This window comes from Alistipes sp. CHKCI003, assembly GCF_900021155.1.
GTDB lineage: Bacteria > Bacteroidota > Bacteroidia > Bacteroidales > Rikenellaceae > Alistipes > Alistipes excrementavium.
The window spans coordinates 1-14,236 of the sequence record NZ_FCNT01000081.1 but is presented as its reverse complement, the minus strand read 5'-3'; the positions used below and the strand labels follow the sequence as shown (position 1 = coordinate 14,236).

The following is a 14,236-nucleotide window of genomic DNA, read 5'->3' as shown; positions in this document are numbered from 1 at the left end:
GGGCCGGAGAGCAGCTCCGGCGGAGGGCGGACCGCCGATGGAGGGGATGCCGCCGATCCGGCTTCCGGAGGGAAGCGCATCGTCCGCGCTGGATCTGTTTCCCGGTACGGGGGCCGGCTGTGCATCGGGTCGATCCGTGCCGTCGTCCGTCGGGAGGGGCGCTGCCGTTTCGCAGTCCGGAGTTCCGGGGACTGCGGGGATGATCTCGGAGCGGGACACGGAGAGGGTCGGCGCAGGTGCTACGGCAGAAAGGCCGGAGGATGCGGGACAGGCGGTCGTGCGGCTGCCTGTTTCGCCGCAGTCCCCGTGGCCGTTGTGTCGTGAAGCGGGGCCTCCGGCCTCCGACCGGGTCGCTCGATTCATGGCCGGAGGGGTTGTTCGCCCGTGCGGATACGGATGCGCGTCTCGGTGTTTTCCGCCGCCGAAGGTGTCCTTGACGTCGGTTGCGGCGGAGGAAGAGGCTGTCGGATGCGGCCGGAGGTTTCGATCTGTTTCCGTGCCGGCGGACGGAGCGTTGCCGGCTGCGGCCGGGAGGTCGTCGCAGTCGGTCGCGGCCGATGATGCGGCGTCGGCGAGGGGCGGGCGGCTCAGGTTTTCGGGAGCGGGGAGGCCGTCCGGCCGGGAGCCGCGGTGCGGTGCGGGTGCGGTCCGCATGTCGGGTCGGACGGTCGGAGCCCGGTGTGCGTAAGAGACTGTCCCGCTGTCGCCGTGCGGACCGGGGCTTCCGGCTTCGCGCAGTGCGTCGGCGCGGCGGAACCGCACCTCCAGTCCGAGTGCCGAGGCATTCGCGCGGGCGATGGCGAGCGCTTCGTCCGAGAGGTCGGCGCCGAAGAGCTCCGCTTCGGGCAGGAGCCGTTTCAGGGCCAGTGCGATGCAGCCGCTTCCGGTGCCGACGTCGAGGATGCGGCGGGCCTGCGGAGAGGTCTCCGCGACCCAGAGCGTCAGCTCCTCGGTTTCGGGGCGGGGGATCAACACCCCTTCGCGCACGCCGATCCGCAGGCCGCAGAACTCCGTGTGCCCCACGACGTATTGCAGGGGGCGTCCGGCGGAGAGTTGGGCGGCGATCGGTCCGAGCCCTGCGACGGCGATCGGAGCCCCCGGGTCGGCCAGCAGGGCGGCGGGGGCGATGCCCGTCAGCTCCGAGACGACCGAGAGGGCGATCTGGCGTGCTTCGCGCTCGCCGTAGAGTGCGAGGAGCGGGTCGGCGACGCGGCGGACGGCCTCTCGGCGGGTGCAGGGTGCGGACGGTATGTGCGGGTCGTTCATTTCCGGCTATAAGATAAGTTCCGCCAGTGCGATCGCCAGCGCCGCTTCGACGGCCGCGGCGGCCCGAATGGCGATGCAGACGTCGTGCCGGCCGCCGACGGCGAGCGGTTCCATGCGTCCGGAAGCGGCGTTGTAGGTGAGTTGTTCGCGGGCGATGCTCGGGGTGGGTTTCACGGCGACGCGCACGACGATCTCGTTGCCGTTGGTCAGTCCGCCGTTGATGCCGCCGTCGTGGTTGGTGGCGGTGTGTCCCGCGGCGTCCGCGATGCGGTCGTTGTACGCCGAGCCGCGCAGACGCGCCCCGCCGAAGCCGGCCCCGAACTCCACCCCCTTGACGGCGGGGATCGAGAAGAGCAGATGCGCGGCGACGCTCTCGACCGAATCGAAAAAGGGGTCGCCCGCACCGGTGCCTGCGCCGGCGATGCGGCACTCGACCACTCCGCCCACCGAGTCGCCGTCGCGCTGTGCGGCGGCGATCGCACGGCCGAAACGTGCGGGTTCGGTCTCGCCGCCCACCTCCGCGAGGCGGGTTTCGAAACGGACGTCGGGGAGGCATTTTTTCGCCACGACGCCCGCAGCGACCAGTGCCGCCGTGAGGCGGCCCGAGAAGTGCCCCCCGCCGCGGGAATCGTTCCGTCCGCCCCATTTGACCCGTGCCGTGCGGTCGGCATGGGAGGGGCGCCAGTGGTCGGCGAACGCGGCGTAATCGGACGGGCGTGTGTCGGCATTGGCGAAGCAAACGGTCAGTGGCGCTCCGGTGGTGTGCCCTTCCCGGAGGCCCGAGACGATCTGCGGCAGGTCCGCTTCGCGGCGCGGGGTGGTGCCGGCCGCGCCTCCGCGCCGGCGGGCGAGATCCGCTTCGAAGTCGGCGGCGCAGAGCGGGATGCCGGCCGGCAGGCCGTCGATCGAGACGCCGATCTGCGGGCCGTGCGATTCGCCCCAGATGGCGAGGCGGAAACGATGTCCGAACGTATTCATGCGCAGCATCGTATTTTTTCCAGATCGGCGAAGAATCCGGGGTAGCTCTTGGCGACGCATTCGGCTCCTTCGATCGTAACGGGTCCCTCGGCCCGCAGCGCGGCCGTGGCGAGCGACATGGCGATGCGGTGGTCGCCGTGCGCCGAGACGCGGCCGGCGCGGATGCGGCCGCCGCGGATCTTCATCGTATCCTCCACCGAGAGGTCGACGTCGATGCCCAGTTTGGCGTATTCGTCGCGGAGGACCGCCGCACGGTCGCTCTCCTTGCGGGCGAGGCGGCGCGTGCCGCGGATCGCGCTGACGCCTTCGGCCGATGCGGCCAGCGCCGCGAGCGCCGGAAAGAGGTCGGGGCACTGCGCGGCGTCGAATTCGAACGCCCTCAGCGGCCGCCGCGAGACGGTGAGGCGCTCGGCTTCGCAGACCAGCCCGGCGCCGGCGCGTTCGAGCGCCGTGCAGACGGCCGTATCGGCCTGTTTCGAGAGCGCCGAGAGATTGTCCACTTCGAGTTCGCCGGCCGTGGCTCCGGCCACGAGCAGCATGGCGGCGGCGCTCCAGTCGCCTTCGATCGCAAGCGAAACGGGCGTGTAGCGCTGGCCTCCGGCGATGTAGAACTCTTCGTAGTCCTGATGGTCGATCTCCACGCCGAAGCGGGCCGCCAGATCGAGGGTCATGTCGATGTAGGGCGTCGAGACCGGATCGCCGACGCGGAGGGTGGTGTCCGAGGCGGCGAGCGGCAGCGCCATCAGCAGGCCCGTAACGAACTGCGACGACACGGAACCGTCGATGAAGGCTTCGCCGCCGCGCAGGGGGCCGCGGACCTCGACCGGCAGCCGCCCCCCGCAGTCCGTGATGCGCGCGCCCAGCCTCCGGAGCGGAGCGATCATCGTCTCCATCGGGCGGGCGAGCAGCGTGCCGCGGCCTTCGATGCGGATCGGCGCGGTGCAGAGCGACGCGATCGGAGTGAAGAGCCGTGCGGCAAGGCCCGATTCGCCTACGCGGAGCACGTCGCCGCGCGGAGCGAGGCCGCCCTCGACCGCGAGGATGTCGCCGGCCGTGCGGGCCGTGCGGGCGCCGAGCGTCTCGATGCAGCGCAAGGCCGAGCGCGTGTCGTCGCAGAATCCGATGTTGCGCAGCTCCGAGCGGCCGTCCGCGAGCAGCGAGGCGGCCAGTGCGCGCTGGGCGTAACTTTTCGAACAGGGGGGTGTCAATTTTCCCCGCACACTCCCGGGCGGGACCGTCATATCCATAAGCGTTTTTATCTTCGGTTGCGATAATTTCGGAGTGCCGTCCGCCAAGTGCCGTCCGGCGCGGGCTGGGCGGCAGCGGACGTCAGGCGCCGCTTCTGCGCGGCGGACGGCACTTTGTCCGCAAGGCTTCGTGTCCGGCTTGCACGTTTTGCCCGTCGCGTCCTGTCCTGCAACCTCCCGGCCTGTCATGTCTCCTCCTCCCGGCCTGTTATGCCCCTCCTCCCGGCCTGTCTCGTCCTGCCGCTTTCCGTCGGATACTGCCGCGGACGCCTGCCGGGGCCGTCTGCGGCGTCTCCGATGGATTCCTGCGTTCGGATTTTTATCGGTTTCTGCACCGGGCGTTCGGGCGTTCCGGCATTCGGGTGCGAGGTTTCGCCCGGCATGGGGCGGAACGGCGGCCGGACGGGCGGCGCCGCAGCGTTCCGCATACCGCAGCGTTCCGTGCGCCGCGGATATGGGGGCGGCGGCCGGGGGCGTTATTCCTTTTTGAGCATCTCCTGCGTGAGCTGGTGGCTCTTCTTCAGCTCGAAATGCTGGCCCAGATAGACCTTGCGGACCATCGGATCGGCGGCCAGCTCTTCGGCCGTGCCGGTCTTGAGGATCTTGCCCTCGTAGAGCAGGTAGGTGCGGTCGGTGATGGCCAGCGTCTCGTCGACGTTGTGGTCGGTGATGATTACGCCGATGTTCTTGTGCTTGAGCGTGGCCACGATCGACTGTATGTCCTCCACGGCGATGGGGTCCACGCCGGCGAAAGGTTCGTCGAGCAGGATGAACGACGGATTGATCGCCACGGCGCGGGCGATCTCCGTGCGGCGGCGCTCGCCGCCCGAGAGCTGGATGCCGAGGCTCTTGCGCACCTTCTGAAGGCGGAACTCCTCGATGAGGGCCTCCACGCGGTCGCGCTGGTACTCCTTCGAGTAGTCGGTCATTTCGAGCACGGCGCGGATGTTGTCTTCGACCGAGAGACGGCGGAAGACCGAAGCCTCCTGCGCCAGATAGCCCACGCCGAGCTGCGCGCGCCGATAGACGGGCAGTTTGGTCAGCTCGGCGACCTGCCCTTCGTCGTTCTCGAGGAAGATCTGCCCCTCGTTGGGGGTGATGAGCCCCACGATCATGTAGAAGGTGGTGGTTTTACCTGCGCCGTTGGGGCCCAGCAGTCCGACGATTTCGCCCTGACGGACGTCGATCGAGACGTGATTGACGACCGTGCGGGTTTTGTATTTCTTGACGAGTTCGCTCGTGTAAAGCCTCATTATTTTTTTCAGTAATTTTCTACAAAGTTATGATATTTTCCCAAAAGTTTTTTATCTTTACAAGGAATTTTACGTTTTGCGACCGATTAAAAGACTATAAAGGCATAATGAAATCATACGAAGGGGCTTTGTTGCACGATAAACTGAAGGAGTATTTCGGTTTTTCGTCGTTCAAGGGGAATCAGGAGGCGGTGATCCGCAATGTGCTCGCAGGGAAGGATACGTTCGTACTGATGCCCACGGGCGGCGGCAAGTCGCTGTGCTACCAGCTGCCCGCGATGATTATGGACGGCGTGGCGATCGTCATTTCGCCCCTGATCGCCCTGATGAAGAATCAGGTAGATGCCATGCGCGCCTTCTCGGCCGAGCCGGGGATCGCCCACTTCCTCAACTCGTCGCTCAACAAGACGGCCGTGGCGCAGGTGCGCGACGACGTGCTGGCGGGCCGCACCAAACTCCTCTACTTCGCGCCGGAATCGCTCACCAAGGAGGACAACGTGGCCTTCCTGCGCAAGATCAAGGTTTCGTTCTACGCCATCGACGAGGCGCACTGCATCTCGGAGTGGGGCCACGACTTCCGGCCCGAGTACCGCCGCATCCGGCCGATCATCAACGAGATCGGCGCGGCGCCGCTGATCGCCCTCACGGCTACGGCCACTCCCAAGGTGCAGATGGACATCCAGAAGAATCTGGGCATGGCCGACGCGGCGGTGTTCCGCTCGTCGTTCAACCGTCCCAACCTCTACTACGAGATCCGGCCCAAACACGACGTGGACCGGGACATCATCCGCTTCATCAAGCAGAACGAGGGCAAGAGCGGCATCATCTACTGCCTGAGCCGCAAGAAGGTCGAGGAGCTCACGGAGCTGCTGCTGGCCAACGGCATCAAGGCCAAGGCCTATCATGCCGGAATGGACGCATCGACGCGGGCGGCCAATCAGGACGATTTCCTCATGGAGCGCGTGGACGTGATCGTGGCGACGATCGCTTTCGGCATGGGCATCGACAAGCCCGACGTGCGCTACGTGATCCACTACGACATCCCCAAGTCGCTCGAAGGCTACTATCAGGAGACGGGCCGCGCCGGCCGCGACGGCGGCGAGGGCTACTGCCTGACGTTTTACAGCTACAAGGACATCCAGAAGCTCGAAAAGTTCATGCAGGGCAAGCCCGTCGCGGAGCAGGAGATCGGAAAGCTGCTTCTGCAGGAGACGGTCTCCTATGCCGAGAGTTCGATCTGCCGCCGCAAGACGCTGCTCCACTATTTCGGCGAGGAGTACGCCGAGGAGAACTGCGGCAACTGCGACAACTGCCGCAACCCCAAGCCGAAGATCGACGCCAAGGCCGACCTGCGGATGGCGCTCGAAGCGCTGCGCGACATCGGCGACAAGTTCAAGAGCGATTATCTGGTCGCGGTGCTCACGGGCAAGAATACGGCGCTCATCAAGAGCTACGGCCACCACAAGAGCCGGTGGTTCGGGGCCGGCGAGGCGCACGATGCGAAGTATTGGGGCGCCTTGATCCGCAAGGCGCTGATACTCGGGCTGGTGGACAAGAATATCGAAAACTACGGTCTGATTTCGATCAATCCCCGGGGCGAGCAGTTCATCGCGCTGCCGTTCCCCGTAACCGTAACGCTCGACCACGACTACGACGAGGAGGAGCGCGAAGCCGAAGCCGTGGCCCCGATGGGCAAGGGCGGCGCGGCGGACGAGGAGCTGTTCTCGATGCTCAAGGACCTGCGCAAGAAGGTGGCCAAGAAACACGATCTGCCGCCGTTCGTCATTTTCCAAGACCCGTCGCTCGAAGACATGGCCGTGCAGTATCCCGTAACGATCGAGGAGTTGCAGAACATCACGGGCGTCGGCGCCGGCAAGGCGAAGAAGTTCGGCGAGGAGTTCGTGCGGCTCATCAAAGCCTATGTCGAGGAGAAGGAGATCATCCGCCCGCAGGATATGGTCGTCAAATCGGTGGGCAACAAGTCGGGCAGCAAGATTTTCATCATACAGTCCATCGACCGCAAGATGGATTTCGAAGACATCGCCCGTGCCAAGGACCTCGAATTCGACGAACTGCTCACGGAGATCGAAGGGATCGTCAATTCGGGTACGAAGCTCGACATATCCTATTATATCAGCCAGTTCATGGACGACGACAAGGCCGAGGACATCTACCTCTACTTCAAGGAGGATGCCGAGAGCGATTCGCTCGACGCGGCCATCGAGGAGCTCGGGGCGGACTACACGGAGGAGGAGATCCGGCTGGTGCGCATCAAGTTCATGTGCGAGCAGGGCAATTAGCACGGCCGCTCCGGCGGCTGCATAGCCGCCGGAGACGGGCCGCCCGGCCGCGCGGAGACGGTGCAGCGGCGATCGGCCGAAATGGAGACAGAGACCCTAATTTATAAGGAGGATGCTTATGAACAAGAAAACTTTTACCTTAGCCGTGATTTTCCTGTGTGTGTCGGTCGCGCTGCTCGTGGCGGAGATTTTCTGGTTTTACCGGAACTGCTCGGTCTACGACTGGATCATCTCCGTGTTCCTCGTGGTTGCCGGTGCGTGGATGGTCTGGAACGAACTGCATAAAAAGAAACGTCGCCATCTGGCCGACGTGAATAAAAACGAGATCCCGTAGGCCGTTCGACTGTGTCGCCGGCGAACGGGCTGTCGCCGTGGATCGGAGAACGATCCGGGCGTAGGGGGGCTGCGGGGCTGCGGGGCTGCGGAGGCGGGCCGTGCGGTATGATATGGTATGATATGTATGATATGGGAGGCGCTTGCGGCCGTACTCCGTCGATGAAAGTGTAACGGTAAAATGAGAAACGGATGAATCCTATGACGGTAAAACAGCGCTTCAGCGTGGCGATGATGTGTTTTATCGGCCTTGCGCTGCTGGTACTGCCTGTGCGGATGATTGCGACCGGCGACTACCGGCTGTGGGCTGCGGAGCTGGCGCTGTTGTGCGTTTTCGCGGTGATGTTGCGCATCTATGCCCTCGAATGGCGCAGGCAACGGGATGAAGATGAGCGCCGGAGATCGGAATAGGAACGGATCGGCGGATGCTCGCCCGACCGCACGGACCGGGGTGCCGCGCTGCGAATCGCAGGACCCGGGTGCGGCCGGCTGTCTGTGCCGTCGGGCCGGTTGGCGGCCTTAGGCAGGTCTCGGCGGCGCGGTGTCGGGAGAGGGTGCACGCCGCAGTTTGCGTCGCTCGGCCGTCGGGAAGGGTTCCCGCATGCGGAAGCGCCCGAAAAAACGACGGCCGGAGCGGCCGTTGGCGAGACGACTGAAAGGGTGCCGTTCGACGGACGGTCGCAGACGGCGGTTCAGCCGCGGTGCGGCATCGCATCCTGCCTGAAACGATATTTTTTTCGCGGATCGGCGGATGATGCGTCGGGGGCGGCCGCGGCCGGAGGAGGGCCGCGATACGGCTGCAAAGACGGCGGCGCGCAAGAACCCCGTTTCGGGAAGCCGGCCGCGGCGGCGAACGGCCGGGAGGACGAAGGCCGTGTCGTGGCTTTCGGAGGACGGCTGGAAGAGGGATGATTTTGTATCGTCGAGCCGGCGCAGCGTCGAATGAAGTTCGAGGTCTGCCGCGGCGGGAAACGATCGAAGAAAATGCGGCGTTCTCGATAGGCGGCGGGCCGTCCGGGGTTTTCTGAAGATTGCCGCGGCGGGAAATGGACGACGGCGATTCTGCGTTTTCGCCGATCGGGGGCGGAGGCGAACGGAAGTTCGGGCTCTGCCGCGGCGGGAAACGCCTGAGCAAGCGAATGTTTTCGTAAAACCGGGTGCAATCCGAGGCCGCTCGGGAGATTGCCGAAACGGGGAAACGAAGGGAGAAATACCGACCGATGGATGAAGTAAGAGCGAAAAAATCGCTGGGTCAGCACTTTCTGACCGATCTGAATATTGCCCGCAAGATCTGCGGAGCGCTCGGCGGCGGAACGCCCGAAGCGCCCGTGCCCGTGCTCGAAGTGGGGTGCGGCATGGGGGTATTGACGCAGTTCCTGCTCGGCCGCACCGACATACTGACCTACGGCGCCGAGATCGACTCCGAGAGCGTCGCCTATCTCCATGCGCACTATCCCGGTTTCGCGCCGCGCCTCATGGAGGGCGATTTTCTGCGCATGGATCTGCGGACGCTTTTCCCGGAGGGGGTGCGCGTGATCGGCAACTTCCCCTACAACATCTCTTCGCAGATATTTTTCAAGGTCCTCGAAAACAGGGAGCTCGTGCCCGAATGCGTCGGCATGGTCCAGAAGGAGGTCGCCGTGCGGATCGCCGAGCCGCCCGGGTCGAAGGAGTACGGCATCCTGTCGGTGCTGTTGCAGGCGTGGTACGACATCGAGTACCTCTTCACCGTGAGCGAGAGCGTCTTCAATCCGCCGCCGAAGGTCAAGAGCGCCGTGATCCGCCTGCGCCGCAACGCCACCGAACGGCTGGGATGCGACGAAAGACTTTTCATCAGGGTGGTGAAAGCCTCGTTCGGGCAGCGGCGCAAGATGATCCGCAATTCGCTGCGTGCCGTGTTCGGCGATTTCGGCGGCGCGGAGCATCCTTTTTTCACGCGGCGGCCCGAGCAGCTCTCCGTGGACGAGTTCGTAATCCTCACGAACTGGGTGGCGGAGGCCGCCGCTTCCGCTCGCGGGTGAGGCGCCCGAAATGAATCTTCCTCTCCGCTTCTGCGGCAGGACGGAGCGGAAAAGGGGGGGGAGGATCGGCAGCGCCGAAGCCGGACGGGAGCAGATCCCGGACCGGAGCGGCGGAACGTGCGGTGCGGTCCGCACGGAAGGGAGTACGCAAGTAGGCGCAGCGGCAGGCGCAGTGCGCTCGGGACAGGACGGGACGTTCCGACGCAGCATCATATCGGACCGGCGGGGGACGGCACCGGATCGGCCGGAGCGTCTTCGTATCGGAGACCGGGGGAGGAGGAGGTCGGCCGTCCCGCCGGTCGCAGGCAGAGGAAAACGGGGCCGGTCGGAGCAAATTCTTTGGGCCGTTTCCGCAGGCCGATTCCGAATTTTCCGTACCTTTGCGGACATGATCGACAGGGAGACCGTAGACCGGATTTATGCCGCCGCCAACATCGTGGAGATTATCGGCGAATACGTTACGCTCAAACGCAAGGGCGTGAACTATCAGGCATGCTGTCCGTTCCACAACGAGAAAACCCCGTCGTTCGTCGTCTCGCCGTCGAAGGGGCTCTACAAGTGTTTCGGCTGCGGCAAGGGCGGCAACGCCGTAACTTTCATCATGGAGCACGAGGGAGTGAGCTATCCCGAGGCGCTGAAGATGGTGGCCAAGCGCTACGGCATCGAGGTCAAGGAGCGCGAGCTGACCGAGGAGGAGCAGCACCGCAACGACGACCGCGAGTCGATGTTCGCCCTCAACGGCTGGGCGGCCGACTACTTCGCCTCCTACCTCGCGCACGACGCGGAGGGGATGAGCGTCGGCATGACCTATTTCCGGCAGAAGCGCGGCATGACCGACGCCACGATCCGGAAGTTCGGCCTCGGATTCTGCCCCTCGAAGGGCGACCGGATGTCGAAGGATGCGCTGGCGGCGGGATACAAGCGGGAGTTTCTGCTCTCGACGGGTCTTTCGCTCGCACGCGAGAGCGACGGCTCGCTCTACGACCGCTTCCGCGACCGCGTGATCTTTCCGGTGCACAACATTTCGGGCCGCATCGTGGCTTTCGGCGGCCGCACGCTCCGCACGGACAAGAACGTGGCCAAGTACCAGAACTCGCCCGAGAGCGAAATTTACAGCAAGAAACGCGAGCTCTACGGCCTCTACTTCGCCAAAAAGGCGATCCAGCAGAAGGACTGCGCGATTCTGGTGGAGGGTTATTTCGACGTGATTTCGATGCATCAGGCGGGGGTCGAGAACGTCGTGGCTTCGTCCGGCACGTCGCTCACGACGGAGCAGATCCGGCTGGTGGGCCGTTTCACGAAGAACATCACGGTGATCTACGACGGCGACGCAGCGGGCATCCACGCGGCGATCCGAGGCATAGATATGATTCTCGCGGAGGGGCTGAACGTGCGCGTGGTGCTGCTGCCGCCCGAGGACGACCCCGACACCTTCGCGCACCGGCTCGGAGCGGCGGGGGTCGAGGAGTATATCCGTACCAACGAGCAGGATTTCCTCTCGTTCAAGGCACGTCTTCTGATGGATCGGGCCGAGGGTGATCCGATCCGCAAGGCGGCCCTCGTCGGCGACATGGTGCAGTCGATCGCCCGGATTCCCGACCCGATCCAGCGGTCGGTGTATATCAAGGAGTGCGCCCGCACGATGGATGTGGACGAGACGATCCTCGTCTCGGAAGTCGCCCGCAAACGCATGGCGTCGACGGGCGACCGCGAAACGGACGAGTTCGTGCGCCGGCAGACGGCCCGGCAGCGTGCGGAACAGGCGGCCGAACCCGCCGTGGAGTTCAAGCGGCAGGTCGAGGCGGGCAGCAGCCCCGAGGCGCTGGAGCGCGAACTGGCGAAATACCTGCTCAAATACGGCCACTGTTCGTTCGATTTCAAGGAGGGGCGGACGATGGTGTCCTGCAATGTCGCGGAGGTGATTTTCAACGAGCTGGACTCGGACAACCTCGTGTTCGGCAATCGCCTCTGCAACGAGCTGCTGAACACCTACCGCACCCAGTGGCAGACGCTCGGGACGGGGACGGAGGTGCCGGCCCACTGGTTTCTGAACCATCCCGACCCCGAGGTGTGCAATCTGGCGGTCGATCTGCTCACGTCGGACGACAACTACGTGCCGAGCGTGATCTGGAAGCGCAAGGACATCCACATCGAGACCGAGGCCGAGATGCTCGCCGTGGGAGTTCCGAAAGCCGTTACGCTCTACAAGTCGAAGGTGATCGAACGGCTGATCGCCGAGCAGCAGGCCCGTCTGGCGGACGCAACCCTGTCGGAGGAGGAGCAGCAGCGGATCTTGCGCATGCTCTCGAAGCTGAACGGCATGAAAGTTACGATTTCGAAAAAGCTGCAACGGCTGATCCTGTGAAAAAAGGGGGCGGGAATCCGGGTCGTACACGTATCGCTACGCATACCGTGTGCAAACAGAAAATAAACAGAAAGATGTGTAAAACATATCAAAGATAAAAGAATTAGTTACCTTGACCGGTTCCCACCCCCGGACGGAACGGAACAAGAACTATACCGTTTTCGAGTATGGCGAACGAACAAAAGAAGATAAATATACGCAACAAACGCGCGACCTTTGATTATGAGATCATAGAGGAATTCGTGGCGGGCGTGGTGCTCGTCGGCACCGAGATCAAGTCGATCCGTGCGGGGCGGGCGTCGCTCACGGACTCTTTCTGCTATTTCGACAAGGGCGAACTGTGGATCCGCGGCGTGAACATCGCCGAATATGCGTGGGGCACCTGCAACAACCATGCGCCGCGCCGCGACCGCAAGCTCCTGCTGACGGGCCGCGAGCTGCTGCGTCTGGCGCGGGCTTCGCAGGACAAGGGGCTCACGATCGTGGGACTGAGGCTTTTTCTCAGCGACCGCGGACTGGCCAAGATCGTCGTCGGTCTGGCCCGCGGCCGCAAATCCTACGACAAGCGCGAATACCTCAAGGAGAACGACGCGAAGCGCGAGATGGACAAGGCGATGAAACGATACGGACGATAGCCCGGGGAGGGCGCAGCGCCGAACGGTCTCGGGCCGCTCCGCTCTTTTCCGCAGGGTCGGTTGCGTGCGGTCGAGGCGGCTTCGGCGGGCGCGGTGCCGGTGCCGCGGGCCGGCGAACCGAAGAGCGGGCCGGCGCGCGGGTTGCGGCGAACCGCCCGCATCGCCGGACGATATTGCCGCAAAAAATATATATGATTGTCGGAAAAACGATGGAAAACGAAATGACACTCGCTGATTTTCTGGAATGCGCGAGGAAGCGCCTGCCGTTCGACACGGAGGAGATCCTGCGTTTCATGGATGCGATGAGCGATCGGGCGCGGCGCATCACCTGCCGCCTGAACGCCTCGTACCACGAGCCCGACGGGGTGCGGGCTCTGCTCTCCGAGCTTTACGACCGCCCCGTGCCTCCGTCGGTTCGGGTGTTTCCGCCCTACTACACCGATTTCGGCTTGAACACCCATCTGGGCGAAGGGGTCTTCATCAATGCGTGCTGCCACTTTCAGGATCACGGAGGCGTGTGGCTCGGCGACGGCTGCCAGATCGGACACAGCGTGGTCTTTGCTACGCTCGACCACGGGATCGAGCCCGAGCGGCGCAAGACGACCCGTCCGGCGCCCATCGTGCTCGGCCGGAACGTGTGGGTGGGATCGAACGCGACGATCCTCTCGGGGGTAACGGTCGGCGACGATGCCATCGTGGCGGCGGGTGCCGTCGTTACGCGGGACGTGCCGGCCGCGACGATCGTGGGCGGTGTGCCCGCCCGCGTGCTCCGTACGATCGACCGGAGCGGATGCGGCAATTCGAAAAACGGGGAACAGAGATGAGCAAACTGATTTTATGCATCGAGACCGGCACGGACATCTGTTCGGTCGGCATCGCCCGGGACGGCGAACTGCTCTCGCTCCGCGAGAGCGACGAGGGCCGCGACCACGCCCGAAAAGTAGGGGTGTTCGTCGATGAACTGCTGCGCGAGACGGGCATCGCGCCCGACGAGCTCGACGCCGTGGCCGTGGGCAAGGGACCGGGTTCCTACACGGGCCTCCGCATCGGCGTGTCGTTCGCCAAGGGACTTTGCTACGGACTGGGCATCCCGCTCGTGGCGGTCGGGTCGCTCGACGCGCTGACCGAAGTGGCCCGCGAAGACTACGAGGCGGGAATCCTCTCGGTCGAGGGGTGGGAGCGGGCCTTCCTCTGTCCGATGGTCGATGCACGCCGCATGGAGGTCTATGCCGAGGTGTTCGACGCCGCAGGCCGCCCGCAGAGCGAGGTGGCGGCGGAGGTGGTAACGGCAGAGAGCTTCGCGGCGTTCCGCGGAGAGGCCGGACGACCGTTCGTGATCTTCGGAAGCGGCGCGCGCAAATGCGCCGGGGTGCTGCCCGATGCCGTGCAGATCGAGGTCTGCCCTTCGGCCCGCGGACTGGTGCGGCTGGCCCAACGGTCGTTCGACGAAGGGCGCACGGAGGATGTCGCCTATTTCGAACCTTTCTACCTCAAGGATTTCGTCGTAACGACTTCGAAAAAGAAATTGTTCTGATTTTTCCGGCGTTCGCCCGATGCGTTGCATCCTCGGGGCGGAATGCTGCTTCCGGTCTGCGGGGCGGGAGGCGGGCGCAGGGGACGGCGGAAGCGGCAAGCCGGCGTCGGATTTCGGACGTGCGGACCGCCGCCGAAGGGGCCGGCTGCCGAGGGATACCGGCGGCGGGATTGCTGTCGGGAACGGGGTCGGAAACCGGACCGGATCGGCCGGGGCGCCCGGGATGCGGGGGCTCTGCCGCTTCGGGGACGATACGTGGCGGGGTTGTATGCCGGTCGTGCGACGGGGCGGCACTGTGCGGGGA

At 64.7% G+C, this 14,236-nt stretch carries 12 protein-coding genes; 8 read left to right on the top strand and 4 right to left on the bottom strand.

Annotated features, from left to right (window positions below; all coding sequences use genetic code 11):
* From BN3659_RS10520 to lptB, 4 genes are all read right to left on the bottom strand, one after another.
* Positions 1-1,266: N5-glutamine methyltransferase family protein (locus BN3659_RS10520; RefSeq protein WP_141682563.1), on the bottom strand; the 1,266-nt coding region annotated here is incomplete at its 3' end.
* Positions 1,267-1,272: 6 nt separating this feature from the next.
* On the bottom strand, positions 1,273-2,244 hold the full coding sequence (locus tag BN3659_RS10515; protein WP_091536817.1) for a chorismate synthase: 972 nt from the start codon (positions 2,242-2,244) through the stop codon (positions 1,273-1,275).
* Entirely contained in the window at positions 2,241-3,491 is a 1,251-nt protein-coding gene (gene aroA / locus BN3659_RS10510) for a 3-phosphoshikimate 1-carboxyvinyltransferase (RefSeq protein ID WP_091536812.1), read from the bottom strand. Before aroA ends, BN3659_RS10515 begins: the two co-directional genes overlap by 4 nt.
* A gap of 476 nt (positions 3,492-3,967) precedes the next feature.
* Positions 3,968-4,744: an LPS export ABC transporter ATP-binding protein gene (gene lptB, locus BN3659_RS10500; protein ID WP_091536809.1), complete on the bottom strand. Its 777-nt coding sequence runs from the start codon at positions 4,742-4,744 to the stop codon at positions 3,968-3,970.
* A gap of 107 nt (positions 4,745-4,851) precedes the next feature.
* On the opposite strand from lptB, the gene recQ reads away from it, so the two are divergent.
* From recQ to tsaB, 8 genes are all read left to right on the top strand, one after another.
* Complete coding sequence (gene recQ / locus BN3659_RS10495; protein ID WP_091536808.1) at positions 4,852-7,044, top strand: DNA helicase RecQ; 2,193 nt, start codon at positions 4,852-4,854, stop codon at positions 7,042-7,044.
* A gap of 118 nt (positions 7,045-7,162) precedes the next feature.
* Positions 7,163-7,378, top strand: a complete 216-nt coding sequence (locus BN3659_RS10490; RefSeq protein WP_091536815.1) for a hypothetical protein — start codon at positions 7,163-7,165, stop codon at positions 7,376-7,378.
* Between the two features lie 200 nt (positions 7,379-7,578).
* Positions 7,579-7,788: a hypothetical protein gene (locus BN3659_RS10485; RefSeq protein WP_091536806.1), complete on the top strand. Its 210-nt coding sequence runs from the start codon at positions 7,579-7,581 to the stop codon at positions 7,786-7,788.
* Positions 7,789-8,597: 809 nt separating this feature from the next.
* Positions 8,598-9,398 (top strand): 16S rRNA (adenine(1518)-N(6)/adenine(1519)-N(6))-dimethyltransferase RsmA, encoded by an 801-nt coding sequence (gene rsmA / locus BN3659_RS10475; RefSeq protein ID WP_091536803.1) that lies wholly within the window; start codon positions 8,598-8,600, stop codon positions 9,396-9,398.
* A gap of 388 nt (positions 9,399-9,786) precedes the next feature.
* Positions 9,787-11,763, top strand: a complete 1,977-nt coding sequence (gene dnaG / locus BN3659_RS10470; RefSeq protein ID WP_091536802.1) for a DNA primase — start codon at positions 9,787-9,789, stop codon at positions 11,761-11,763.
* A 167-nt stretch (positions 11,764-11,930) separates the two neighbouring features.
* Complete coding sequence (gene smpB / locus BN3659_RS10465) at positions 11,931-12,398, top strand: SsrA-binding protein SmpB (RefSeq protein WP_091536800.1); 468 nt, start codon at positions 11,931-11,933, stop codon at positions 12,396-12,398.
* 221 nt (positions 12,399-12,619) lie between these two features.
* Entirely contained in the window at positions 12,620-13,222 is a 603-nt protein-coding gene (locus tag BN3659_RS10460) for a DapH/DapD/GlmU-related protein (RefSeq protein WP_091536814.1), read from the top strand.
* Positions 13,219-13,932 (top strand): tRNA (adenosine(37)-N6)-threonylcarbamoyltransferase complex dimerization subunit type 1 TsaB, encoded by a 714-nt coding sequence (gene tsaB / locus BN3659_RS10455; protein WP_091536798.1) that lies wholly within the window; start codon positions 13,219-13,221, stop codon positions 13,930-13,932. Before BN3659_RS10460 ends, tsaB begins: the two co-directional genes overlap by 4 nt.
* Positions 13,933-14,236 lie beyond the last annotated feature (304 nt).